Origin of the sequence: Pedobacter deserti (genome assembly GCF_024436415.1) — a bacterium.
GTDB lineage: Bacteria > Bacteroidota > Bacteroidia > Sphingobacteriales > Sphingobacteriaceae > Pedobacter > Pedobacter faecalis.
Window position 1 is genome coordinate 170,037 of record NZ_JAFMZQ010000002.1, and the last position, 23,900, is coordinate 193,936.

Genomic DNA, 23,900 nt, shown 5'->3' on the forward strand with positions numbered 1-23,900 from the left:
GTTTTTTACGCAGCGATTAAATGTTATCCTTTCAGCCTGCCCGCAGGATGGGTCAGGACGATCATTTGATTATTGGTTGGTATTATTACGGATAATTTTCTGCTATGATTAGAATATATTCATTAATACTTGCTTGTCTGCTGGTTAGCCAAAGTTTGGTCGCGTCTACTAAAAATCCCGTTAAGCCGAATGTGGTAAACATTGTAAATTTTATCAGGTTGCTTGAGCCTCGTGACGCTAAAATTACTCAAGATGTTTTGTACAAGACGGTGGTAGAGCAAGTGAAGATGATGAAGGCGTATAAGTTAGGTGGTACCTTCCTGCTTCAGTATGATGCGCTGATGGACAACAGATATCAGCAACTGCTTAAGTCGTTGCCCAGAGATAGTTTTGAAATCGGCGGATGGTGGGAGCTTCCGCAGCCATTGGTAGAGAAAGCCGGCTTAAAATGGCGTGGCCGCTATCCCTGGGACTGGCACGCCAACGTTGGCTTCTCTACAGGTTATACGCCGGTGGAAAGGGAAAAGCTCATAGATGTGTACATGAAGGATTTTAAAGCGGTATTTGGTTATTACCCCAAATCTGTAGGCTCTTGGTTCATAGACGCACACAGTTTAAACTACATGTACAACAAATACAAAATTGTTGCTTCGAGCAATTGCAAGGACCAGTATGGAACAGATGGCTATACCTTATGGGGCGGTTACTGGAACCAGGCTTACTATCCAAGCAAAATCAATGCTTATATGCCTGCGCAGACCGAAAATAATCAAACCCCTGTGCCGATCTTCAGAATGCTCGGCAGCGATCCGATCAGGCAATACGACACCGGGATTAGTACAACCTGGCAAGGAGTAATCACGCTGGAACCAGTTTACCCGGAGGCTGGGGGTAGTGAACAGTGGGTGAAATGGTTTTTGAAGCAGTTTGTAGAAAGCAAGTCGATGGAGTTTAACTATACACAAGCCGGGCAGGAAAATTCCTTTACCTGGGATGCGATGAAAAAGGGCTTTGAAATACAGCTTCCACTTATCGCGAAGTTGCGCGATCAGGGCAAGGTTAAAGTTGAAACTATGGAGCAATCGGGCCTGTGGTTCAGAAAGAACTATAAAGTAACTCCTGCTACTGCATTTACAGTGAGCGAAGATATTGGCGGCGGCAACCACCGTACCGCATGGTTCAACAGCCGTTTTTATCGTACCAATCTGATTTGGGAAAACAACAGTCTGCGCATCCGTGATATTCATTTGTTTGATGAGGATTTCCCCTCGCAATATACTACAGGTGTAACCACGACAAATGAATGTGCTTTTTATACGCTTCCGGTGGTAGACGGTTATTTATGGAGTAAAAAGGCCGAGTTGGCAGGGATACGTTTCATTGCAAAAAGCGGTGATTCCGAGGTATTGCTTAAAGGCGCTGACCCCGTTTTCTCTGATGAGGAAAAAGGGAAACTTAAGATCTCCTGGCCCTTAACCAGTCACAAGGGTACCATTGAGCTGGTGATGGATGAAAGAAATTTTCATGTAAGTTATCATGGCAGCGACAAGCTGGAATGGCTGTTGGAACTTAAGGTTGCTGAAGGCATGAAGTTGCCTTTCACGGAAGTTACTCCTGATAAGGTTAATGCTTCGTTTGAAAATATGCGCTACAGCCTCATTTCCAGCAAGGGCAAATTTGAAAAAGGGTCTGAGGAAAGTATATTCAGGATAGTCCCGCAAAAACAGCAGATTAGTCTGGTAATGACGAATGGCCGCTAATAATTACGCTTATTTGTTTTTCATGATATTGAACCTGTACTGGTAGTTGAACATAATGTACCGTCTGAGTATTTGTTGCTCATACATTACAGTTGAGTTTCCACTCCCAAACCTGTCTACAGAAATGTTTTGATTAAGAAGGTCATATACGGACAACTTAAATTCTCCGCGATCCCTTTTTTGCGTCAATAAGGACACCGCCAGATTTAGAATGTGGGAATCTCCTGTAAAGCCTTGTCCGATTTGAGGAGCATGACGGTACGAATAGTTTGATTCTATAACGATCTTTTTTGGTAGCCTGAAAGTTCCTGAAGCACCCAACACTTGCGTATTGTTGGTTACATCGTTGAAGTTGTTGGTGTAGGTGGTAAATGAATGATAGTTGCGGTAAGAGAGGTTAACCAGGGCCAGAGATTTATAGTTCAAGTTCAGATTCTGTGTAAAGCCAATGTTGCCGTATCGTTGCCGGGCTTCCTGGTTGTTGAGGAAAATTACCTGGTTCTCCGCATAACCACTGAGTCCGGTATTCATGGAGAACTGCCATTTCTGCGATTTCTTAAATTGCTTGTTTAGGTTAATTCCCCCGTTTATCGACGATCTGCCGTCCTTGTTTACCACAGTGGCGGTTGTGAATCCGTTCTCGTCGGTGAGCGTCTGCTGAACGAAACTATTTTCATAAAAGGTTGCGTTGGCATATCCGCTCAGTCCGAGCATTCTTGGTGTGTTGTATTTGTAGAAGTTGCCGTTCAGTCTCCGAACCCTGATTGCGCTCAATTCAGGGTTTCCGACAAATTTGTATTGTGCCGAACTTACTCTTTCCAAAGGCTGCATGTTATACAATGAGGGCAGGTCTATCCACTCTGAGTAAGAAACGGAGAAGCGATCGTAGTCGATGGTTAATGAAGGGAACCAAACCGTAAACCGTTGTCGGATATCATTCGCGGAAGCATTAAACTTGTTATTAACGTTTTGAATCTCCAAGTCGATGGCAGCCCTTATCCTAAGTTTGGGGTTAACCTGGTAGTTCAATAAAGGTTTGATGTTTTGGAAAAAGCCTGTCCGCACAAAATCATTGCTTTGGTCATCAATAAACCGGTCGTATTGTGTGGTTGAAGGGTTTAAATCATAACTTTCGACGGGTTGTGCCCAGCGGTAGTATCTGCTGTTTGTGAAAAATTCGGCTGTTAATTTTTTCGTGAGCGGCAGGTTGTACAATATGGATAGGCCCGACCATCGTGTACTGCTGCCTGATTTAACATGCCTGTCCAGCAAAAAAGGTTCGACCGTAGATGTTAATGGAGTCAGCTGACTGAAGTTGTATGCATCTGTTCCACTTCCGTCGAGCGTGAGCACATTGTTCAGCGTTAATGACCGTCCTTTTTTAAATCTTTTATAATAGTTCAGATTGTGGGAAAAGGCATCGCTATAAGATCTGTTGTAGTTGTGCCCGTCGGTCTCGCTGATTCTGTCCACTATTGTATTAGACAGGTTCAAGAGACTCTGATAACGACTATTTCCGGGTGAGAAGTTCATGGCGGGGCGATAGCGCAATACCGTGTTTGTGTCCGGTTTCCACTCCATCAAGCCTCCTACAACATGTGAGTACGAGCTACGGCGGGATGCATCGGTCCGCCAGGAAGTGACTACAGTATTGTCGAGAAACTGCTCATTAAGCACCCTGGTTTCATTGGAGTGAATGGTGTTGCCAAAGAAATAGGCGAGGTTAAGTTTCAATCTGGTGCCATAGTCGTTGTTGACATTTAGTCCGCCCGAACGGACGGTCGTGAACCCGCCGCCCGGGCTTCCACCGAAGTTTCCGTTATCAACCAGATCACTTCCCGACCGGTTGAAACCGCCCATACTAAACAATTCGTCTCTGCTAAAACCGGTGCTGTTTAAATTGTTGGTGGCACCTAATACGCTAAACTGAAGTGTGTCGCGGAAACTGCTCAGTATACCGCTGGCCTCGTATCGGTCGCGCGTGCCGGCGCCGCCCGCAAATCTGCCGATAGTACTCTTCTTAACCGCACTTTTTAGTTTAAGGTTGATAATGTTCTGAAGGTTGATCTCGCTTATTCGTCGGTCGGGATCATTCTCACGATCCAGGTACACCTGTATTTTGTCTATCAGCTCTGCATCAAGGTTCTTCAGGGCCACGAGCTGGTTGGTGCCGAAAAACTCCTTGCCGTCAATTAATATTCTACTGGTACCGCGACCGTTTACCAGTATTTCGCCGTTTTCATTTACCTGAACCCCGGGCAATAGTCGCAGCAACTCCTCCACAGCAGCGTTAGGCCGGGTCTTAAAAGCTTCTGCGTTAAACTCAATGGTGTCCTTCTTTAGCATCACCGGGGTTTGTTCACCTTTGATGACGATCTCGTCAAGGCTTCTACCGTTCAGCTTTATGATGCCGAGGTTGAGCTCGCCTGGCTTGAGCATTAGTTCACGTCTGTATGTGTTATACCCTACATACGAAACGATAAGTTTTAACGGCCTGGTAGTGGGCAGTCTTGACAACTGGAATGTTCCGTCGTCTTTGGTAACGGTGTAAGACACTAACGAGGTGTCCCGCGCATTTACAACGGCTACGGTCGATAGTCCGAGGTTTTTGTTGGTTAAGGAATCGCTTACCACACCTTTTATAGAGGCCGTGTTTTGGGCATACGAAATGCCGCCGGCAAGGCAGAGCGAGAGCATTAAGAGGATCTTCTTCATGAAAGCGTTGATATCTGGTTGTATTCTGGGATTAAGATAAGGATTTTCAATTAAACAGGAGTTAAGAAATATTTTGACATTTATTTGCGAAACTGATTGGTTGCGTATATATTTGCAACCAATCAGTTTCGTATTACAAAAAATGAGAAGAGATATTTTTCAGGCCATAGCGGATCCCACCAGGAGAGCTATTCTATTGCTTCTGGCTGTACAATCCATGACACCGAACGGTCTGGCCGAACATTTTGATACAACACGGCAGGCGGTGTCTAAGCATCTCCGGGTGCTCACAGAATGTGAGATTGTAAAGCAGCAGCAACAGGGCCGGGAAATTTATTATCATTTAGAGGCGGAAAAGATGAACGAAATAGAGCAATGGCTGGAGCGCTTCAAACAACTTTGGAGAGCGCGTTTTGATCAGCTCGACGATGTGCTGGAACAACTTAAAAAGAACAGAATATAAAACCTGAAATCTTAATGATCATGAACAAAGCAATTCTTTTTGATTTTATTGTAGACAAGGAGGCAAAAAAAATTAATGTAAGCCGTTCCTTTAATGCACCACTTGAGCTGGTCTGGGCGGCCTGGACCGACGCTAGCATACTAGACCTGTGGTGGGCGCCTAAACCATGGAAAACGGAGACTAAGTCGATGAACTTTCGTGAAGGCGGTCGCTGGCACTATGCCATGGTTGGCCCCGAAGGCGAGCGACATTGGTGCCTGTTTGATTATGACGAGATCGAACCAGAGCGCCGCTACTCCGGCCAGGATTCGTTTTGCGACGAAAATGAAGTACTTAGCACCGAAATGCCTCGGATGCGCTGGAATAATAAATTCGCGGCCAATGAGGAGGAGCGCACTATGGTTAATGTAGAAGTTAGCTTCGACAAACTGGAGGATCTCGATAAGATCATCGAGATGGGCTTTAAAGAGGGCTTTACGATGGGAATGACCAATCTCGACGAATACCTGGATGCCCGGCTTAATCGTTCTGCCGGCTCCTGATCTGTTTATAAGGCAGCGACAAAGAAATTTTTGTGCCGCTGCCTTTTACAAAAGTTATCCTCATATTATTGTATGGCCGCTACCCAATCAGAATGCTTACACATTTCGCACTCGCTTTGGTTGTATTCAGTCGTGTTTCCGCAATGCCGGCAGGCCTGGCGCTGGGGATCGTGCTCGAACTTGTCTATAAATTCCTTATCCCAGTCCGGCAATATGGTCAGTCCCGGTTCGGGTTTGTCGCTGCGTATAAGGGTGAATGTGCCCGGCGCCTCGAGGTATAACCGACGCACCTCGCCCAGATGGCGTATTTCACTGGCGCGGAGTTGAGCAAACAAGCGTTCTCGACTTATCCTGCTGTTCTTCATATTTTCAAGGTGCATCCTGCCGTCGGCCACAAGCGTTGCGTCACTGCCCTGGGAGAACGCTTCAAAAGCTTCATTGCGTGCGGCGCGGCGGGCTATGATCCGCTGATACCAAATCAACACAGCTGCAATGATAATTGCCGGCAAGATGCCCCGGTCCGGGTTCATAAGCGGAACGCCGATCGCTGCGGCCAGTGATACCATAGCCGCCATCTCATTACGGTTCATGTGGGCCGACATCCGTTTGCCCATCAGGCGCATAGACACCATAAGGATAACGTAAATGACCAGTGCCCTGAATATCGCTTCGGCAAAAAAGCTGTAGGGCACCTCGCCGAAAAGTATGCGGTAAATATCTGTAATGTTGATTTGATCGGGTTTCATGATGTTACTGGATAGCTGGTTGCCACTTCATTTTCTTGCAGTTGCTGCAGTGCTCGTGTTTGCCCTCGTGTTGCTCCTGAATATGTCCGCAAACCTCGCAGGCAAGCATACGCTCGGGCATGGCCAGTATGTTTTGTACCTCCCTGTCTTCTGGCGGCAACACCGACAAGCCCGGGCGGGGTTCTCTGAATTTGTATACATTGAAGAGTCCGCATGCTTCAAGGTACAGTCGTTCCACTTCACCCAGGTTAAATATCCCTTTATTGCGCAACACGGCATATAATTGCTGCCTTGAAATTTTCTCTTTAGTGAGGGTGTCGATCTGCAATACGCCGTCTTTTATGAGCAGGGATTCCCGGCCGTTTATCACTTCTTCTGCCTTGGCATTTTTGAAGCCAAGCAGACCGAGTCCCCGCTGAAAGGCCAGTGCACACAACAAAATAAGCAAGCCGTGCAGTATGCCCCGCTCGGGCATTTGCATGGGAACTGATACGATAGCACCGAGGGTGATCATCACGGCCATCTCCGATAGCGTAAGCTGTCCGCTCATCCGCTTGCCCATGTATCTGAGGATAAACAGCAGAAGCACATAGGTGATTACGGTCCTGATCAGTACTTCGACCAGAAAAATGGCCGGGGCGTTGCCCACAAGAATGCGGTACCAGTCGGTCCAGAGTATTTCTTCCTTTAGCATTGTGTGGCGAATTTTTATTAGTCTTTTCGGATAAGCAACAATTAAGTGGGTTGGTAGTTCTACTGTTTTGCAGGCATAAATACCTGTTTCATACGATCAGGAGCCTTGCCCGGCATGGGGTTTGAGTTTCATATTGCAGAACAGATAGACGATGATGAAGACAGTGCTAAGATTTATGATGCCCGTAATTTGTATGATGGCTATGGCTATGGGCTGCAACCAGGGCTCGCAGGACAGGGATATAAGAGGTGCTATTGCCGCCAAGACTAAAACGGACATTCATTTTGCGGGTGTGCAATACACTGTAAAGGATGGTGTAGTAACGCTTGTCGGGACCTGTCCAACGTTAAAAGCGAAAGAGCAGGTCTTGAAGACACTTAGGGGCATCCGGGTTATCAAAGATGTTAAAGATGAACTGCGTATTGCTCCGCTTGTGCTGGATTCGACGCTGGTGTTCAGGCAGGCGGTCGACAGTGTTCTTGCGCGGTATCCTTACGTGCTGGCTAAGGTTTCTGATAGTGCTATAGCTTTGCAAGGTGAGGTGATGTCAGGCGAATTGGCTGGGTTGGCTAAGGCGCTGAAACAGGTTAATCCTTACGGGTCCGTGGATACGACCGGGCTGCGCGCGGTTAATTAATGCTCGCTACGGCCGGTTCTTCTTACCCAGATCGGGAAGGTTGACAATCGTGTCTTCATCTGCCGACTCTTCAGGCATGCTTTTGTCTGTACGGCCTTTGTCTTCGTCGTACGTAAACCCTGAGCCGCGTACGGTTTCCGCATCTTTTTGAGGTTCTCTGGGCTTGTCGCTGTTTCGATCTTTTTCGTTCTGATCCATGATGTGTTTTTTCTTGAACAACGATTTAGCTGGTAGAATGGTTTTCTTCCATAATAATTTATATGTATGTACATATTTATCTTATATTTGGTTTGCTAACCAGTATACTATGAACATCACCCACCAATCGAAAGTCTTTTTTCTTTTATGTAGTTTTTTATTATGTGGCTCAATGCTGCAGGCTCAGCACACGGTATGGACCGTCGGCAAAGCCGATAACAAAGCAGATGAATTTGCCCTTGGCCCCAACCGCTACCAGCACTTTTTGGAAAGCGATTTTGGTTGGGAGGACCGTTTTTTCCTGGTAGGACATTCCCTTGCAGCGAATGATTTTCCGTATGTACTGCCTGGTCCGCAAGACGGATGGGGAGGTACCGGTCCGACAGCCGGGCTGCGCACACATCAGGCTAATATTCTGTTTGGTTTGCAAAGTGTCCCGGCCGGGGGCAACTGGAACTTAACCATTGACTTGGTTAGTTACCAGGGGAGCGGCCCACCACTGTTTAAAGTGGTGGTCAACGGCCAGCCCTTCGTTCGTCAGCTCCCTAAAAAGACCTTAGACAAGTCGGTGGAGGGCGATCTAACCAATGCGAGCGAGTACAAAATAGAAATTCCCGTGTCGCCAAAGACCCTCCGAAAGGGCGGGAACGAGATCACGATGACCACGCTAAGTGGCTCCTGGTTGTTGTTTGATCAGGTGAAGCTCACCGGCCCGACGGGCGTTAAGCTGATTAAGCCGGAGAAGCTATTTGTGCGAAATGTCAGGGCGGCCGATTATGAGATCTCCGAAGGTGGTCGGTCGTTGCAGCCCCTGCTGGTCGACCTGCAGCACTTGTCGGGTAAACCGCAAGTTACGGTTAAGCTGGATGGTAAAACCGTGTTCACCACGCAGCTCGATAGTGCCAGATATGACTTTGAGGTCCCGATGCCACAGGTTAAATCGGCCAGGGAAAGCAAGTACGAGATATGGGCTGATGGCACGGTGCTGGAAAGCGGACTTGTGCGGCGGTCGCCCCAACCCATGCGTACACCTGCGGGATATGTTGATACAAAGATGGGCACTGCGCATTCCCGCTGGATGATAGCGCCAGGTCCATGGATGCCTTTCAGTATGGTTAAGCTTAGTCCCGATAACCAAAACTCGGGCTGGCAGGCGGGTTACGATCCAAGCTTCGAAAGTGTAGGGGTGTTCAGTCATATTCATGAATGGACGATGGCCGGTTTGGGTATGCTGCCGGTAAATGGTCCCTTGAAGATCAAGACAGGAGATGAGCGCAATGGCAGCGATGGGTATCGGTCACAAATAGATAAGACGACAGAAGAGGCCCCGCTGGGGTATTATAAAGTGCTGCTGAGCGATTACCAAATTAAGGCCGAACTTACGGCTACCACACGCTGCGGTTTCCAGCGTTATACGTATCCCAAGGCGCTTGATTCCCGCGTGATGATCGATCTGCAAATTCCTTCGGAATACCCTTACCAGCTTAAGAATGTTGCCCTGAAGAAGGTGAGCGATTACCGGATTGAGGGTGTAAGCAGGCAGTTCAATAAAAGCGTGTGGTCCGACGACGCTGGCCAGGATTACAACCTGCATTTTGTGATCGAGTTCGACCGGCCGATAAAGAGGTTTGGTACCTGGGCTAACGATGTGGTGGGCGACGAAGACATCATCAATTCCGGAGATCTGGCTGATGCGGGTGCGTTCGTTGAGTTTGATACGCGCAGTAATCCTGTGGTGCAGGTCCGTACTGGTATATCGATGGTAAGCATAGCTAATGCTTCAGATAACCTCAAGAAGGAGATCAGCGTACCTTATGGCTGGAGTTTCGAGAAGGTAAGACAGGGGCATACCGATACCTGGGATAAGCTCATGGGACGTCTTTCAATAAGCAGCAACGATAGGCGCGAAAAGATTCGTTTTTATACCAATATGTACAGGGCCCTGGCCAGTCGCAATACCTGGAGCGATCTGGACGGGAGTTGGGTAGACGCTTTCCAGAAGGTTCAGAAACTTAAAGACCCCAATGCCGTTGCGCTTGGCTGCGATGCGTTCTGGAATACGTTCTGGAACTTAAATCAGTTCTGGAACTTGGTTACGCCCGAGTGGTCGTCGAAATGGGTGAAATCACAGCTGGCCATGTATGATGCCAACGGCTGGCTGGCGAAAGGTCCGGCCGGAATGAACTATGTGCCCGTGATGGTGGCTGAGCATGAGATACCATTGATTGTGGGCGCATACCAGATGGGCATTCGTGATTACGATGCCAACAAAGCCTTGCAGGCAGCGGTGAAAATGCAGACGACCCCGGCGCAGAAGGTCGGGATGGGCTATGCGGGCAATCGCGACCTGGTTTCTTATCTGGAGCATAAGTATGTGCCGTACGATAAAGGGCGGTTTTCCAATACGCTGGAGTATGCTTACGACGATTGGACGGTATCCCAACTGGCCAGGGCGGTGGGCAACAAAGAAGTTGAAGAGGAGTTTGCACTAAGAGGTAACTACTGGAAAAATGCGATAGATAAGGAGACAGGTTATGCGCGTTTGCGCAAGGCTGATGGCAGTTGGATGCCAGATTTTGATCCTTTTAAATCCGGGGCCAACGAGCACTATGTAGAGGGTAACGCCTGGCAGCTAACCTATTTTGTGCCTCAGGATGTGCCTGCACTGGCTAAGGAGATTGGTGAGAAACGGTTTGTCGACCGCCTCTCCTGGGGCTTTACAGAAAGCAACAAACTCAGGTTTAATGCGCCGGGCGACCAGTACTGGGACTACCCGGTGATACAGGGAAACCAGCAGTCTATGCATTTTGCTTTCTTGTTTAACTGGGTGAAGAAACCTTGGCTTACACAGCATTGGAGCAGGGCCATCATAGACCGATATTATGGCGATGGCCTGGCAAACGCTTATCTCGGCGATGAAGACCAGGGGCAAATGAGTGCATGGTTTATTATGGCCGCATTGGGCCTGTTTCAAACCGACGGCGGTTGCAGCGTAGATCCGGTTTATGAGATCGGCAGTCCGATTTTCCCTCGGGTCACCATCGATCTTGGTAAACAATACGGCCGCGGACGGACATTCACCATAGAAGCCCGGAACGCGTCGCGGGCCAACAAATATGTGCAAGGCGCAGTGCTCAACGGTAAGCCGCTGGACTCCTTTAAATTTCCTGCTTCGGAATTGCTGAAAGGCGGAACCCTGGTGCTTCAGATGGGCGATAAACCGAATACCGAATGGGGCTTGCACTAATCAGCTAAACATTTGTCGTATAACGCTGTTGTTATGTAAAAAACCTACAGCTATGAAAAACATCAGATTGATACGCGACATTTTTGATCGTACATCCGAAAGCAAAACACCCGCTGTGATTGCATTGGTAGCGGGACTAGCCGTTGGTGCGGCATTAGGCGTTTTATTTGATCTAAGGAAGAAGATTGCCGGACTTACAGACCGCCTTCGGGGTGGCCAGGAAAGTGAGGAGCCAGCTGAAATGTCGCATCCAAGACAACATGTAAAGGGTGGACAAAAGAAACCGAAATCGGATATCAAGGCCCTCATTCATGAGGCGCATGAAGCGCAGGCGGGTGCAGCAGAAGATACTCGCGAATCCGAATCGTAAAATAAAAATGGCCGCATAATCGATGCGGCCATTTATTTTCACAAGAATGTTAGAACGAATAGCGTAGTGTTGCGCCAAAAGTTCTCGGATCACCGAGTACACCTGCATACAGACCAGAGTTACCCGCTGCTGCCTGTAGTTGTTCGAAATAGTTGGCATCTCCGATATTTCTGCTCCAGACGAAGATGGAGAATTTATCGCCTCTAAACCCGGTACGTGCGTTAACCAGGGTATAACCTTCCACATTCAGAACCCTCGACGGGGTGGGGTTTGAAGAGTATTTAGAGCGGTAGCTGATATCACTTGCTATAAACCATCTGCCTTCAGCTGTCGACAGTTTCCCTGCTGTGCTAAGTTCAAACCCGCCAGAGGTGTTCCATTTTGATATGCCGGGCAGTCTGCCGCCAGAGGCGTCCTTGAATGCCACTTGAGTGGCCACACCATTAATCGGTTCGGTGTGTCCCGTTTCTTCCAGTGGAAGCGGCGCATTACTAAACTTGTCATATTTTCCGTCCAGGTACGCAACAGCCGCATTTAAAGTCAGAAATCTTCGTAACTGATAGCTGCCGTCTACTTCAATACCTTTCACAACAACTTTTTCGGCATTCGCCAGATATCCTCTGTTTACACCAAGTTGCGGTGATTGCACGTTGGTTTGATAGTCCTTAATGTCCGACTGAAAGACGGTAGCATTCAGAATAGCACCCTTCGCGGGCTTTGTTTTTATACCCAGCTCGTAATGTTGTACATACTCTGGTTTTACCACGGCCAGTGATAGGTCGGCATTCTGGCTACCGGTTATAGTTGGCAAGCCTCCCACATTTACACCTACAGGTTTATAGGCCGTAGAGAAGGTACCATAAATGTTCAAAGTGGTGGTCGGACGATATGATATCGTTAAGTTACCAGATAAATTTTCATTATCTGTGCTTGTACTAAAGTTCTGGTTGGTATACACCATAGCTTTAAGAGCCAGCAATTTCGGATCAGTGGTTTGCAGACCGCCGTAAGTTACCCTGTCATAATCCACATCTTTCTTATCATAAGTGAATCGCAAGCCAGGTAAAATATGCAGGTTTTCTGCGAATTCCCAGTCAGCCTGCGCAAAAATGGCAGCACTTAGCGACTTAATGTTAGAGTTGGTCCGGATACCAAAGTTGTCCAAAAGACCAGGAGTGCTGAATAGCGGCTGATCGCCTGTTGTTCCCGTCTGCACAAATCTCCATTGGTCTTTGCCAACTTCCTCTGTCTGATTCAGGCCTTTCAAATTCTGTCCGAGTAAAAAGACGCCTACCACACCACTTATTTTTTCGTTGATGTTGCCCGCGTATCTGAACTCCTGCGAGTATTGGTCGTGGCGAGAGTTACCCTGCGATTTCGTCAGCGCCGAGAATTCTGTAAAGTCCCTGTCGTTGGTCGGGTCCCAGTTCCAGAACCTCCATGCGGTTGTGGAAGTCAGCGTTCCGTTACCAATCTTGTAATCTATGTTTGCTGAGACGCCGCCTATCGATTGATTTTGCTTCCAGGGCGTATTCGTATAGATCTTCCTCGAAAATGGATCAACTTTAGGTTGTTCATAACCCAAGTCTGCAACAATCGCCGCATACTGCCGGAAAGCACTTCTCTCCGTTGTTGTAACACCCGCTACAACAAGCGGATATCCTGCAGGGTGTTGGAAGCTCACATCACCACTAAGCAATACCTGCAGTTTTTCCGAAGGAGTGTAATACAGCTGGCTTTTCAAACCAAGGTTGTTCTGTCCGCTGTAATAGCGCTGTTCAGGAACGTTATAAATGGTACCGTCTCTTTGTGTTCCTGATAATGCCAGTTTCAGCGCCAGATCTTTTGCTATACTACCCGAAACGGAGGCCTTGGCCTGGATAAAATTATAGTTTCCGACACTGAATTCTGCTTTGGCAGTAGGTACCAGGGTCGGTTTTACGGTCGTTATATTGAAAGCCCCCGCTGTGGTGTTTTTCCCAAACAAGGTGCCTTGCGGGCCTCGTAAAACCTCTATCCGTTCAATGTCCAGAAAGTCAGTTGAAGTAGCGGCAGGTCGGGCCTGATACACGCCGTCAACATAAAAGCCAACACCCGGGTCAATACCATCGTTGGTAAGACCAAATGTTGAACCTAAACCGCGAATATTTAATGTCGTATTACGGGCATTCGAGGCATACAGCTGCACGGAAGGAACCAGTTCTTTCAGTCGGTTAACGTTAAAAGCCCCGGCATTCTCTGCGGCCTGTCCTCCTATTACGCTGATCGCGATTGGCACGTCCTGTAAAACTTCGGCACGTCTTCTCGAGGTAACTACAATCTCATCAAGTTCCGCGTTGTCTACCAGGGTTAACTCGAGCGGCGTGTCCTGAAATTTCAGAACCTGAAAATCCTGCGGACTGAAACCCACGGAGCTCACCCGGATGTAAAAAGGAGGTTCGAGCGTAGTAGACAGTGCAAAAGCACCGTTATCGTCTGCGATCACGCTTGTGCGCGTACCGCGGATGGACACATTTGCACGGGGCACATTAACGCCCTTCGCGTCTTTAACAACCCCATTTATGGTCGTTTGGGCAAAAGCACTTACAGAGAGCGCGAGTGAAAGAAACAAAAGTAAATGTCTTTTCATTTTTTTAAGATTAGGTGTTACTTACAGATATTGGCAGACAGATATTTTCCTGCTGTCCAGGGCAGCAAATATATAAGTAAATTCCTAAAGTCTATAAAAAAGGTAGATTTTATAGTTTATTACCAAATACAGTCTTTTTGTATGCCGTAGGCGTCATTCCGTACCGGTTTTTAAATAAGGTAGAGAAATAGGTGGGAGAGGAGATCCCCACCAGATAGCTGATCTCCGATACAGAGTGATGCTCATTGGCCAGATAATACTTCGCCTTTTTCAGGCGCCTGTTCATCACATAGTCGGTCACCGTACAATTCAGCAGTGCTTTTACTTTACGGTACAGCTGCACTCTCGAAACGCCAACAGCCTTGGCGAGCTCGTCGACGCTCAATTGTTCGTTGGCAAGGTTTTGTTCCACCAGCCGCGCAAAATCGTTCAGGAATTTCTTATCAATATTGCTTACAGGCGCTTTCTGATTGCCAGATAGCGGAAGATCGCTGATATAATGCGCTTTCAGCACCGCACGGTTTCGCAGCAGGTTCTCCACGCTGGCGCGGAGATAATCAAAATGGAAGGGTTTGGTCAGGTAAGCGTCTGCATTGCTCTGTATGCCCGATATCTGCTGTTCCACGCTATCCTGAGCGGTGAGAAGAATAACGGGAATGTGCGAAGTTCGGACATCTGCCTTCAGCTGTTTGGTGAGCTCTCTGCCTGATATTCCCGGAATGACCACATCGGAGATGATCAGATCGGGTATTTGCTCAAACGCGATATGCAAGCCATCGGTTCCACTATTGGCTGTAAATACCTGGTAATCGTTCTCAAATTTACTGGTCAGGTATTCAAGCAGCTCTAAATTGTCTTCCACAATCAGCAGCGATTGCTCTTTAACGAGGGATATAGGCGAAGGGGCCTCTTCCGGGGCTTCGTGGTAGGGGGCCAACTGCCGGCCAGCGGATGGCTTTCTTTCCGTCTCGCTCAGGTGTGCCTCCCCCAAGGGCAGGTGTACACTGAAAACAGTTCCTTCGCCTTTCTTACTGGCAACCTTTATAGCACCCTTGTGAAGCGCCATTAGTTCTTTAGACAGACTGAGGCCAAGTCCCGAACCTCCGCCGCGGCGGGCGTCCGATTGGTAAAACCTGTTAAATATTTTGCCCTGTTCTTCTTCATCCATGCCCAGGCCGTTGTCCGACACTTCCACAACAGCTTCCCTGTCGTTGCGGTCAACCGACACATAAATGCGACCGTGATCAGCCGTAAACTTAAAGGCATTGCTCAGCAGGTTAAAAAGCACCTTGTCGAGCATATCGGTGTCGAACCATACGGTATTCGGATCTGCCTTAACCAATAACCGAAGGTCTATATGACGCTTCGCTGCGATATGTCTGAAGTGGTCGACGATCTCGCCAACAAAAGCAGTGAGGCTATTGGGTGTTGCATGTAGTTTAAGTTCTTTGTGCTCTATTTTGCGGTAGTCCATCAGTTGATTAACCAATCGCAATAGCCGGTGTACGTTTTTATGGATCAAGTTCAGCTCCCTGCCGGCGGCAGTGGCCACCTTGGTATTTTTCTGCAGGTCCTCCAGCGGGGAAATGATCAGGGTAAGCGGAGTTCTGAACTCGTGTGAGATATTGGTAAAGAAGTTCAGTTTTGCTTCTGTAGCAGCTGCGGCCTTTTCCGACATCTCGATAAGCTGGTTGCGCTGGCGACGGATGGTCTGCAGCGCACGGAACGCCAGTCCACCGAATACCACAGCCAGCACGAGGGTAACCACGATCAGGTTAAGCACAAAGCGCTGGTTACGATATATTTCCTTCTGTTCAGCCATGAGCTTCTGCTGCCTTTCGATGTCTTTTTGCTGATCCCTGATGCGTGCCCATTGCAGTTGCATAAGCTGCACATTGCTACGATCTATGACCACACTTTTAAGAAGGTTTTCTTTCTGAAAGGCCTGTTTGCGCAGGATACGGAAGGCAATATCGATAGCCTCTTTACCACCCGTAGGGTAAAGCACACTTGCCGTAAGGGTCCCCGAACTTACCATATCGAGCCCGCCTCCGGCGCCCGGCAGGGCATCGACGCCGATCACTTTAATGGCGCTGTCGAGACCCAGTTGCCTGAGGGTATGTCTAGCGCTTTGTGCCATCCGGTCGTTGTGCGCAAAAACGGCATCTATATCCGCTAGTTTATCGCGCTCTGCCTGCAGTGCGCGCTTCGTATTTTCAGGAAGCCAGTCGCCATGAACCTGCGCCGCAACCCTAATGCCGGGGTAGGGACGAAAAGCTTCTTTGAGACCGCGCGACCGCTCCATGGCCGGCGAAGATCCGGGTAACCCGGTGATCTCGAGCACGTTTCCCTTAAACCGGAGCAGCCTTGCCAGATACCCTCCCGCCATTTTTCCCACCTGAAAATTCTCCGCACCAATATAGGCCGTGTATACCGACGAAGCGGTCTTACGATCTATCACGATCACCGGAATGCCCTTTTTAAAAGTTTCCTCTACAATATCGGTTAGCGGCAACGCCTCGTTTGGCGAGATGATCAGCACATCAATGCCCTTCTTCAGCATGTCTTTAACCTGTGCAATCTGGGCTGCACTGTTGTTATCCGCATCCGCATACAGAAACTTATGGTTCGGCTGCAGCGATAACTCCGTCTTCATCTCTTCCAGCATCGTCCTGCGCCAGAGGTCGGAGCCCACGCACTGGGAGAAACCGATCGTCCAGACCCTCTCCCTACGCTTATCCTTACATGCCGCCATAACAAGCAGGGATATCATCATCAGGGCAACACATAAACGAGGGATAGTCATCAGCAATTATATCTGGCTTAAGGCACTAAACTAGCTAATATCCTTTTCAATTAAAAGCTGCACTTCCGGCGGCCACAACCGGGGTGTAACCATATTGAAGAAAGCAGGTAACCAAGTTTAAAAACTGATTGTTACGCCGGCTGATTCCTGATTTAAAGCATTGTAAATCAAATAATAACACTTAGTCTAATTTTTTAAAGTTTATGACCGAAAATTTCTGTTCGCTGTTTTGAAATAAGCCTAGATTGCAGCATTAACCATTTATAAACATTTATATGAAAAGTAGATCCGTTGTCGGATGGTCGGTAGTTGTAGCCCTGGGCGGCTTTTTATTTGGGTTCGATACGGCCGTTATTTCAGGCGCCGAGAAATCCATTCAGCAATACTGGAAACTTAGCGTATTCCAGCACGGGCTTACCATTTCTATAGCCTTAATCGGAACGGTGATCGGAGCCATGCTCGGATCAAGGCCGTCCGACCGGTTCGGGCGAAAGAATACATTATACTTTGTCGCCATCGCCTATTTGCTTTCTTCATTGGGAACCGCACTGGCGGAAGACTGGTGGGTGTTTTTGGTATTCAGATTCCTTGGCGGTTTGGGTGTTGGCGCCTCCTCTGTAACGGCGCCAATCTATATTTCAGAAATTTCGCCTGCCGAGAGCCGCGGACGTCTTGTTGGATTGTTCCAGTTCAATGTCGTGCTTGGCATCCTGATCTCCTACCTTTCCAATTACCTGCTCAGTCAAACCGGCGAACACTCCTGGCGCTGGATGCTCGGCGTACAGGCGGTGCCCTCAGTTATTTTTCTTGTCCTGATGCGCTTTATCCCCGAGAGCCCCCGCTGGCTTATCCTTAAAAAGCAAGCCTATGAAAGGGCTTCCAAAACACTTCGAACGATCAATCCGCTCAACTGGGAGCAGGAACTGAATAACATTAAACAGTCACACAACGAGCTCAGTGACAAGAAAGACAGTGAGCGTCTTTTCTCCGGTCGTTATACCAGACCTATCACGTTCGCTGTCATCTTTGCTTTTTTTAACCAGGTGTCGGGCATCAATGCCATCATTTACTATGCGCCGCGAATCTTTGAAATGGCAGGCTTGGGCGCACATTCTTCGCTGCTGTCTACCGTCGGCATCGGTCTGGTCAATTTCACCTTCACATTGCTGGCGCTCAATTTCATCGATAAGGTAGGTCGGCGCATGCTAATGCTCATTGGATCTGCCGGACTCATCATCTCGCTTTTCCTGGTCGCCTATACTTTCTATGTGCAGGCATTTTCTGGCATAGCGATTCCCATTTTTATCATGCTCTTCATAGCCTTTTTTGCCTTTTCGCAGGGTGCGGTCATTTGGGTATTTATTTCAGAGATCTTTCCAAACCAGGTGCGGGCCAAAGGGCAAACGCTCGGTAGCTCCACCCACTGGGTCATGGCAGCCCTGATTGCCTTTAGTTTCCCTTATTTTGCGGAAATACTGGGCGGGGCCGTTACCTTTTCATTTTTCGGTGTTATGATGGTCCTGCAACTTATTTTTGTATGGCGCTTTATGCCCGAAACCAAGGGTAAGTCGTTGGAGCAAGTCGAAAAAAGCATTATTTTACACTGAGAATGAAAGAACAGGAAAAACAAAAAGACCGGCACACAGCCATATGTTTCGGCGAAGTGCTGTGGGACGTGCTTCCCGACGGACCCCAGCCCGGCGGGGCTCCGCTCAATGTAGCTTATCACCTCACCAGGCTTGGTATGCCCGCCAAAGTGGTCAGCAAGATAGGGCAGGACGATAATGGCCTTAAACTGGAGGCCCTCATGAACAACTGGGAGATATGCACCGGTCTGCTCCAGCGCGACGAAAAACACCCAACCAGCCAGGTACTTGCCAGAATGAACAACGGCAATGAAGTGACCTATGAAATCGTATTTCCGGTGGCATGGGACTTTATCTCTGGTACCAGGCAATTGACTGATGCAATGGCTGAGACCGGCTACTTTGTATACGGCAGTCTTGCCTCAAGGCACGATGCAACGCGTCAGACACTGCTTGAACTGCTTGAGGTTCATCAGTCGGTACACGTGTTCGATGTAAACCTGCGTCCGCCTTTCGTTAGCCGTTCGCTGCTTCAGTCGCTCCTGCTCAAGGCCGATATCGTCAAATTCAACGAAGCGGAACTTGACATCATGCAAACGATGTTCGGCGGCAGTTATTCAGGTGAATACAGCAAGGTAGCTTTTATTTCCGAAGCTTTTAATGTGCCTGAAGTGATCGTGACCAAGGGTGAATTCGGCGCGTCATATTATAAAGAAGGGCATGCATTCCACATGGCTAGTCAGGAGGTGAAGGTTGCAGATACCATAGGTAGTGGCGACTCCTTTCTGGCTGCATTCCTTTCTGGTCATTCGAAAAAGACCCAGCCTTCGCAGCTTTTACGCAATGCCGTTGCCATGGGCAGTTTCATCGCAACCCGCAAGGGTGGCTGCCCCGATTATACACTTTCTGAGTACCAGTCCTTTAGCGAATCTCTAACCACAATATAATATCTCAATCACATGAAACACTTAATGAAGCATTTACTAGCTTTAATGCTATGCAGTGCGGCTACCTGCGCGGTTGCGGCCGACATTAGCATTAAAATTACCAAACGTTACCTCAACCTCCCCGTATCGCAGAAGGAAAAGCGGTCGGTGATGAGCTATACCATAAACGGAAAAGAAGAGCAACGCTTCGTGATCCGCCTCTCCGCTAACCCCGAATACTGGGTATTCTCAGACATGAGCGCTTACAAAGGAAAAACCGTCAAGATCAGTTTTGAAGGCGATGCCACTGCTTTGAGTAAGATATATCAGGACGATCAGATCAACGGACAGGACTCTTTGTACAAGGAAAAGAAGCGTCCGCAATATCACTTTTCTACCCGCAGGGGCTGGATAAACGATCCTAACGGTATGGTGTTTTACGAGGGCGAATATCATTTGTACTATCAGCACAACCCTTTTGAAAGGGAATGGGAAAATATGTCCTGGGGCCACGCCGTAAGCAAAGACCTCGTACATTGGGAAGAACTGCCGGTGGCCCTGCACCCCGACAAGATAGGAACCATGTTTTCGGGTTCTGCAGTGATCGATTACGACAATACCTCCGGTTTTGGTAAACCGGGTAAGCCCGCAATGGTGGTGTTTTACACGGCCGATAACCCCGACCGGCAGGTACAATGCGTGGCCTACAGTCTGGATAAAGGCCGGACGTTTACCAAATACAATGGCGGTAAACCGGTTATAGACTCCAAGGAGAAGTGGAACAGTAAAGATACGCGAGATCCAAGAGTATTCTGGTACAAGCCCTCAAAACATTGGGTGATGGTACTCAACGAACGTGACGGACATTCTATTTATACCTCGGCAAACCTGAAGGACTGGACTTTTGAAAGCCATATCACCGGATTCTGGGAGTGTCCCGACCTGTTCGAACTGCCGGTAGACGGAGACCAGAACAACAAGAAATGGGTGATGTATGGCGCTTCAAATACCTATATGATCGGCTCGTTTGATGGCAAAGTGTTTAAGCCCGAGGGCGGAAAATATTATTTTTCATCCGGATCTATTTACGCTGCACAAACCTTTAACAACATTCCAGAATCAGACGGTCGCCGCATCCAGATAGGCTGGGGCCGCGTTCCACAAGCAGGTATGCCCTTCAACAACATGATGTTGCTGCCAACAGAATTGACCCTTCGCAAAACCAAAGACGGCCTGAGGCTTTACAGCCTGCCGGTAAAGGAGGTGGAACAATTGTGTACGCCAGTAAAGAAATGGTCTGGACTAAGCTCCGCTGAAGCCAACGATAAAATGAAGGAATTTTACGATGCTGATAAGCTCCGTATAAAAACAACCATAAAGCTTTCGCACGCCACCGAGGCGGGCTTCAATCTATTCGCGCAACGCATGGTGGGCTACGACATGAATTTCAATATGCTCAACGGCATGTTCTATTCACCACAGGACCCGACCAGTATGGAGCTTACGGCAGATATTTATATCGATCGCAGCTCCATTGAAGTATTTATTGATGGCGGAGCATACTCCTATTCCATGGAGCGCAAGCCCGACCGCAATAACAGGGAAGGTTTCCATTTCTGGGGAAACAATATTGAAGTAAAAAACCTGGAGGTATTTACCGTTAAATCCATATGGGAGTAACTAATACCGGGGCAGTTGCGAACAAATACCTGTACACCCTCAGCGACTACGTGATTTGAGGCCAAGCTAAAACATGAGGGGTGTATTACCGTTTTTTCTGTAAACATCCCTATCATGAATAATCTGACATTGAACCACGAAATTTGCGACTGCCGGCACTCCCTGGAAGGGTATGCCACTTCGCTCACCAACGACTACGATGATGCCAACGACCTTGTACAGGAAACGCTGATTAAAGCCATACGCTGCAGTCACCTGTACAAGGAAGGCACCAATTTAAAAGGCTGGCTTTTCACGATTATGAAAAACACCTTCATAAATAATTACAGGCGCTCGATAAAGAAAAAGTCGCTCGTAGAAACCACCGACGAACTTACTTCATACCAGTTGGCCAACAGTGCCGCAACCAATTTGTGCGACAGGAAGTTTACCAGCGAAGACATAAATAAAGCTTTCGGAAAAGTTGCACCTGAATACGCAATTCCGTTTCTTCGTTATTTTGAAGGGTATAAATACCATGAAATAGCTGCGGAGCTGGGAATACCCCTTGGTACGGTTAAAACACGTATCCATGTGGCCCGCCATATTCTGAAAAAGCAGCTGAAGATTTATGAAGTAAATTATTATAAAACAGCATAGAGATTGGAACTGATTTCTGCATTCGAAATTATACTGCGTTTGGTTGTGGCGATGATACTTGGCGCCGCAGTAGGTTTTGAAAGAGAGCGAAACGAATGGGCCGCCGGTTTGCGCACCCATACTTTGGTATCTGTAGGTTCGGCACTTGCCATGATTGTATCAACCTACGGCTATAGTGACGTATTAGGAGTGGAAGGTTTCGACGTGGATCCTTCCCGCGTAGCGGCTCAGGTTATTAGCGGCGTTGGCTTCCTGGGAGCAGGTACTATTCTTTTCCTGAAACAGGAAGTTGTAAAAGGACTAACCACAGCTGCTGCACTCTGGAGCATTGCAGCTGTAGGCCTTGCCTGTGGCGGAGGTATGTACATGGCGGCTATAGCCGCCACCTTCCTGATGTTGTTTGTACTGGCGGGCGTGAAGTGGCTCGAAAAACGTTTCCTCAATCGGGAGCCCGTGCGCACCATGTCGGTAAAGATCTCTGCCGAATCAGAATTGTCTGTCATGGATATTGAAACTATCCTGGCCCGTTACAATATCGAAGTGAGGAAGATCGCCATTAAAGCTTCAGCCAACGGGGGCAGGGAAATTGTTATTGTCTTCAGCAAGTTTAACAGCAGAAACACCCTGATGAAGGTGATGAATGAGGTTTACGGCATCACAGGAGTAGATGAGGTAGATCTGTAGGGTAACCTTACAGGGTTATAACACCGTAACTTCACCCAAATACTGGCTCGTGCTCTGGTTGCTCTGATCGCTGGTTACAAAAGCAATATAAACCTGGAATTTCCTGCCGGAATATCGTCCGTCCAGGTCAACCTCGTAACGCCCTTTGGCACGAAAAGCCGCACCGGTGTCTGTAAGCGCTTCACCTGCTTCCATATCGTAAAGCACATACATCATTTTCTCACCGTTGATGTAATCTCCACCGCTCCATGTGAGCAAGATTTTGCCGGGCTCCTGTACCACCGCCGCTGCTTCGGTCGACGGCTCCAGATGCCCGTAGCTAACAAAAGCAGCAGAAGGATCGATAAAATAGTCGGGATAGGCGCCAGCAATGGCTCTCGAACTATTGTAAGATTTAGCTGCGCTAAACCCTTCGAACTTGGGAGCATAATTTTTAAATCCCACGCGCAAAAACAGCTTTAGCGGTCGCAACCAATACTGCAGCACTGTAAACGCCTGCTGGTTTGCCAGCTCCTTTTCGGAAAATTCCCTATGCTCATTTACCCGGGGCAAGGAGCGGATGATACCTTCGCCGTTTAGTATATAGCCAACGGCTGTACCAAGTTTGCCAATGAAAGGGCCCATGTAGCCCTGTTTTAATCTAGCCATAAAGGTTTTATTTGGTATTACCAATTTAAGAAAAAGGAAACAAAAAAATCAAACAAGTTCACATGAATTTAATACCAATCCAAAAGGAAGTTTATAGGCTATTTACCCCTATGATCTCCCTATTAAGTCCCTATTAAATGGGTGTTTAATCCCTGTATAAAATCGTCTCTGTTTTTTAGTGATACTTTCGTTGAAGAAAAATTACAAGGGTGCCGCAATGCGATGACGCCCAAAAAAAAGCCTCCATGTCATGGAGGCTTAAACTCAAGCATATTGTCGGAAGGCCAACACCTATTTTTGATTCGCCACGGCTAACATATGGTAAGTGGATTCGATTACCTTATCTATATTAAGCTGAGGATCTTTATAAAAATACACCATAAGAATTTGCTTTGATTCATCTGCAATCAGCACATGCCTGTGATATACGAAATCTTTTATAAAGGGCTGTTTGCAAGCTTTCCGCGTAAAAATTTTTCCGTATATCGCGTTCCAATACTTTGCCAGAGTATCAGTGTGGATATCCCGATTGGGTTTGTCAGCATTATTCCTGTTAGAAAACACCACTTTCGCGTTCTGCTTCCAATTTACCTTAGTGCTCATCGGTTTTCCATCTGGGCTTGTCCAGTGACTATTCTGGGAAATTCCCAGACCTATCACAACTGTACGATCTTCATTTATTAGCACTTCCATAAATCCAGCTTCATATTGATCAATACAATGCCACTTGCCGTAATTGGCCTCTTTCATTGACAGTTTCTTATAGCCGTTTGGTATTTTAAACTTTAGGCCTGCTTTATCAACCTGAAAAGTCCAAGCGGAATCAAACTTTTCATCTGACCATGGTGCGCTTTGTTGGGCATTCGCTATATTGGAAAATGCCAACCCAAACAGAGTAAATATTACAAAACAGAAACTTTTCATCTTTTT

Annotated in this window: 19 protein-coding genes; 11 read left to right on the top strand and 8 right to left on the bottom strand. The window is 47.8% G+C overall.

Features of this window, described 5'->3' with window-relative positions; genetic code table 11:
* The first annotated feature begins 104 nt into the window (after positions 1-104).
* Positions 105-1,760 carry a hypothetical protein gene (locus tag J3P40_RS15835; protein ID WP_256007232.1) on the top strand — a complete coding sequence of 552 codons (1,656 nt, stop codon included), beginning with the start codon at positions 105-107 and terminating at the stop codon, positions 1,758-1,760.
* Positions 1,761-1,769: 9 nt separating this feature from the next.
* Here the strand turns inward: J3P40_RS15835 and J3P40_RS15840 are convergent, their stop codons facing one another.
* On the bottom strand, positions 1,770-4,475 hold the full coding sequence (locus J3P40_RS15840; RefSeq protein ID WP_256007233.1) for a TonB-dependent receptor: 2,706 nt from the start codon (positions 4,473-4,475) through the stop codon (positions 1,770-1,772).
* A gap of 142 nt (positions 4,476-4,617) precedes the next feature.
* Here J3P40_RS15840 and J3P40_RS15845 point away from each other — a divergent pair, with 142 nt between their 5' ends.
* Together J3P40_RS15845 and J3P40_RS15850 are read left to right on the top strand one after the other, a co-directional pair.
* The gene (locus J3P40_RS15845; RefSeq protein WP_256007234.1) at positions 4,618-4,938 is read left to right on the top strand and encodes an ArsR/SmtB family transcription factor; all 321 of its coding nucleotides are present in this window, start codon (positions 4,618-4,620) and stop codon (positions 4,936-4,938) included.
* 20 nt (positions 4,939-4,958) lie between these two features.
* Positions 4,959-5,480 (top strand): SRPBCC family protein, encoded by a 522-nt coding sequence (locus J3P40_RS15850; protein ID WP_256007236.1) that lies wholly within the window; start codon positions 4,959-4,961, stop codon positions 5,478-5,480.
* Between the two features lie 65 nt (positions 5,481-5,545).
* Here J3P40_RS15850 and J3P40_RS15855 read toward each other — a convergent pair whose 3' ends face one another.
* Positions 5,546-6,226: a DUF421 domain-containing protein gene (locus J3P40_RS15855; protein WP_256007238.1), complete on the bottom strand. Its 681-nt coding sequence runs from the start codon at positions 6,224-6,226 to the stop codon at positions 5,546-5,548.
* Positions 6,227-6,230: 4 nt separating this feature from the next.
* The gene (locus J3P40_RS15860) at positions 6,231-6,920 is read right to left on the bottom strand and encodes a YetF domain-containing protein (protein ID WP_256007239.1); all 690 of its coding nucleotides are present in this window, start codon (positions 6,918-6,920) and stop codon (positions 6,231-6,233) included.
* A 151-nt stretch (positions 6,921-7,071) separates the two neighbouring features.
* Between J3P40_RS15860 and J3P40_RS15865 the strand changes: the two genes are divergently transcribed.
* Positions 7,072-7,557, top strand: coding sequence for a BON domain-containing protein (locus J3P40_RS15865; protein WP_256007240.1), 486 nt, complete (start codon positions 7,072-7,074; stop codon positions 7,555-7,557).
* A 6-nt stretch (positions 7,558-7,563) separates the two neighbouring features.
* Here J3P40_RS15865 and J3P40_RS15870 read toward each other — a convergent pair whose 3' ends face one another.
* Positions 7,564-7,755, bottom strand: a complete 192-nt coding sequence (locus tag J3P40_RS15870; protein WP_256007241.1) for a hypothetical protein — start codon at positions 7,753-7,755, stop codon at positions 7,564-7,566.
* A 172-nt stretch (positions 7,756-7,927) separates the two neighbouring features.
* Between J3P40_RS15870 and J3P40_RS15875 the strand changes: the two genes are divergently transcribed.
* Both J3P40_RS15875 and J3P40_RS15880 read left to right on the top strand, forming a co-directional pair.
* Positions 7,928-11,002, top strand: coding sequence for a GH92 family glycosyl hydrolase (locus J3P40_RS15875; RefSeq protein WP_256007242.1), 3,075 nt, complete (start codon positions 7,928-7,930; stop codon positions 11,000-11,002).
* 52 nt (positions 11,003-11,054) lie between these two features.
* On the top strand, positions 11,055-11,372 hold the full coding sequence (locus J3P40_RS15880; protein ID WP_256007243.1) for a hypothetical protein: 318 nt from the start codon (positions 11,055-11,057) through the stop codon (positions 11,370-11,372).
* A 49-nt stretch (positions 11,373-11,421) separates the two neighbouring features.
* Here J3P40_RS15880 and J3P40_RS15885 read toward each other — a convergent pair whose 3' ends face one another.
* Entirely contained in the window at positions 11,422-14,001 is a 2,580-nt protein-coding gene (locus tag J3P40_RS15885; RefSeq protein WP_256007244.1) for a TonB-dependent receptor, read from the bottom strand.
* Positions 14,002-14,110: 109 nt separating this feature from the next.
* Positions 14,111-16,807, bottom strand: coding sequence for a substrate-binding domain-containing protein (locus tag J3P40_RS15890; protein ID WP_256007245.1), 2,697 nt, complete (start codon positions 16,805-16,807; stop codon positions 14,111-14,113).
* A 275-nt stretch (positions 16,808-17,082) separates the two neighbouring features.
* Between J3P40_RS15890 and J3P40_RS15895 the strand changes: the two genes are divergently transcribed.
* The 5 genes from J3P40_RS15895 (at position 17,083) to J3P40_RS15915 (ending at position 22,322) form a co-directional block, all read left to right on the top strand.
* Positions 17,083-18,414, top strand: a complete 1,332-nt coding sequence (locus tag J3P40_RS15895) for a sugar porter family MFS transporter (protein WP_256007246.1) — start codon at positions 17,083-17,085, stop codon at positions 18,412-18,414.
* Between the two features lie 2 nt (positions 18,415-18,416).
* Complete coding sequence (locus tag J3P40_RS15900) at positions 18,417-19,340, top strand: carbohydrate kinase family protein (protein ID WP_256007247.1); 924 nt, start codon at positions 18,417-18,419, stop codon at positions 19,338-19,340.
* Between the two features lie 12 nt (positions 19,341-19,352).
* Positions 19,353-20,999, top strand: a complete 1,647-nt coding sequence (locus J3P40_RS15905) for a glycoside hydrolase family 32 protein (RefSeq protein ID WP_256007248.1) — start codon at positions 19,353-19,355, stop codon at positions 20,997-20,999.
* Between the two features lie 114 nt (positions 21,000-21,113).
* The gene (locus J3P40_RS15910) at positions 21,114-21,638 is read left to right on the top strand and encodes an RNA polymerase sigma factor (RefSeq protein ID WP_256007249.1); all 525 of its coding nucleotides are present in this window, start codon (positions 21,114-21,116) and stop codon (positions 21,636-21,638) included.
* Positions 21,639-21,641: 3 nt separating this feature from the next.
* Complete coding sequence (locus J3P40_RS15915; RefSeq protein WP_256007250.1) at positions 21,642-22,322, top strand: MgtC/SapB family protein; 681 nt, start codon at positions 21,642-21,644, stop codon at positions 22,320-22,322.
* A 15-nt stretch (positions 22,323-22,337) separates the two neighbouring features.
* On the opposite strand, the gene J3P40_RS15920 is transcribed toward J3P40_RS15915, so the two are convergent.
* The gene (locus J3P40_RS15920) at positions 22,338-22,970 is read right to left on the bottom strand and encodes a DUF6266 family protein (protein ID WP_256007251.1); all 633 of its coding nucleotides are present in this window, start codon (positions 22,968-22,970) and stop codon (positions 22,338-22,340) included.
* A gap of 291 nt (positions 22,971-23,261) precedes the next feature.
* A complete protein-coding gene (locus tag J3P40_RS15925) occupies positions 23,262-23,894 on the bottom strand; it encodes a hypothetical protein (protein WP_256007252.1) in 633 nt (210 codons plus the stop codon).
* Positions 23,895-23,900 lie beyond the last annotated feature (6 nt).

What these genes read in the sequence shown, in the direction of transcription:
- J3P40_RS15880 (WP_256007243.1), top strand. Translation starts at nt 11,055, where the DNA reads ATGAAAAACATCAGATTGATACGCGACATTTTTGATCGTACATCCGAA.
- J3P40_RS15840 (WP_256007233.1), bottom strand. Translation starts at nt 4,475, where the DNA reads ATGAAGAAGATCCTCTTAATGCTCTCGCTCTGCCTTGCCGGCGGCATT.
- J3P40_RS15850 (WP_256007236.1), top strand. Translation starts at nt 4,959, where the DNA reads ATGAACAAAGCAATTCTTTTTGATTTTATTGTAGACAAGGAGGCAAAA.
- J3P40_RS15855 (WP_256007238.1), bottom strand. Translation starts at nt 6,226, where the DNA reads ATGAAACCCGATCAAATCAACATTACAGATATTTACCGCATACTTTTC.
- J3P40_RS15920 (WP_256007251.1), bottom strand. Translation starts at nt 22,970, where the DNA reads ATGGCTAGATTAAAACAGGGCTACATGGGCCCTTTCATTGGCAAACTT.
- J3P40_RS15925 (WP_256007252.1), bottom strand. Translation starts at nt 23,894, where the DNA reads ATGAAAAGTTTCTGTTTTGTAATATTTACTCTGTTTGGGTTGGCATTT.
- J3P40_RS15885 (WP_256007244.1), bottom strand. Translation starts at nt 14,001, where the DNA reads ATGAAAAGACATTTACTTTTGTTTCTTTCACTCGCGCTCTCTGTAAGT.
- J3P40_RS15910 (WP_256007249.1), top strand. Translation starts at nt 21,114, where the DNA reads ATGAATAATCTGACATTGAACCACGAAATTTGCGACTGCCGGCACTCC.
- J3P40_RS15895 (WP_256007246.1), top strand. Translation starts at nt 17,083, where the DNA reads ATGAAAAGTAGATCCGTTGTCGGATGGTCGGTAGTTGTAGCCCTGGGC.
- J3P40_RS15865 (WP_256007240.1), top strand. Translation starts at nt 7,072, where the DNA reads ATGATGAAGACAGTGCTAAGATTTATGATGCCCGTAATTTGTATGATG.
- J3P40_RS15875 (WP_256007242.1), top strand. Translation starts at nt 7,928, where the DNA reads ATGCTGCAGGCTCAGCACACGGTATGGACCGTCGGCAAAGCCGATAAC.
- J3P40_RS15905 (WP_256007248.1), top strand. Translation starts at nt 19,353, where the DNA reads ATGAAACACTTAATGAAGCATTTACTAGCTTTAATGCTATGCAGTGCG.
- J3P40_RS15835 (WP_256007232.1), top strand. Translation starts at nt 105, where the DNA reads ATGATTAGAATATATTCATTAATACTTGCTTGTCTGCTGGTTAGCCAA.
- J3P40_RS15845 (WP_256007234.1), top strand. Translation starts at nt 4,618, where the DNA reads ATGAGAAGAGATATTTTTCAGGCCATAGCGGATCCCACCAGGAGAGCT.
- J3P40_RS15870 (WP_256007241.1), bottom strand. Translation starts at nt 7,755, where the DNA reads ATGGATCAGAACGAAAAAGATCGAAACAGCGACAAGCCCAGAGAACCT.
- J3P40_RS15860 (WP_256007239.1), bottom strand. Translation starts at nt 6,920, where the DNA reads ATGCTAAAGGAAGAAATACTCTGGACCGACTGGTACCGCATTCTTGTG.
- J3P40_RS15900 (WP_256007247.1), top strand. Translation starts at nt 18,417, where the DNA reads ATGAAAGAACAGGAAAAACAAAAAGACCGGCACACAGCCATATGTTTC.
- J3P40_RS15890 (WP_256007245.1), bottom strand. Translation starts at nt 16,807, where the DNA reads ATGACTATCCCTCGTTTATGTGTTGCCCTGATGATGATATCCCTGCTT.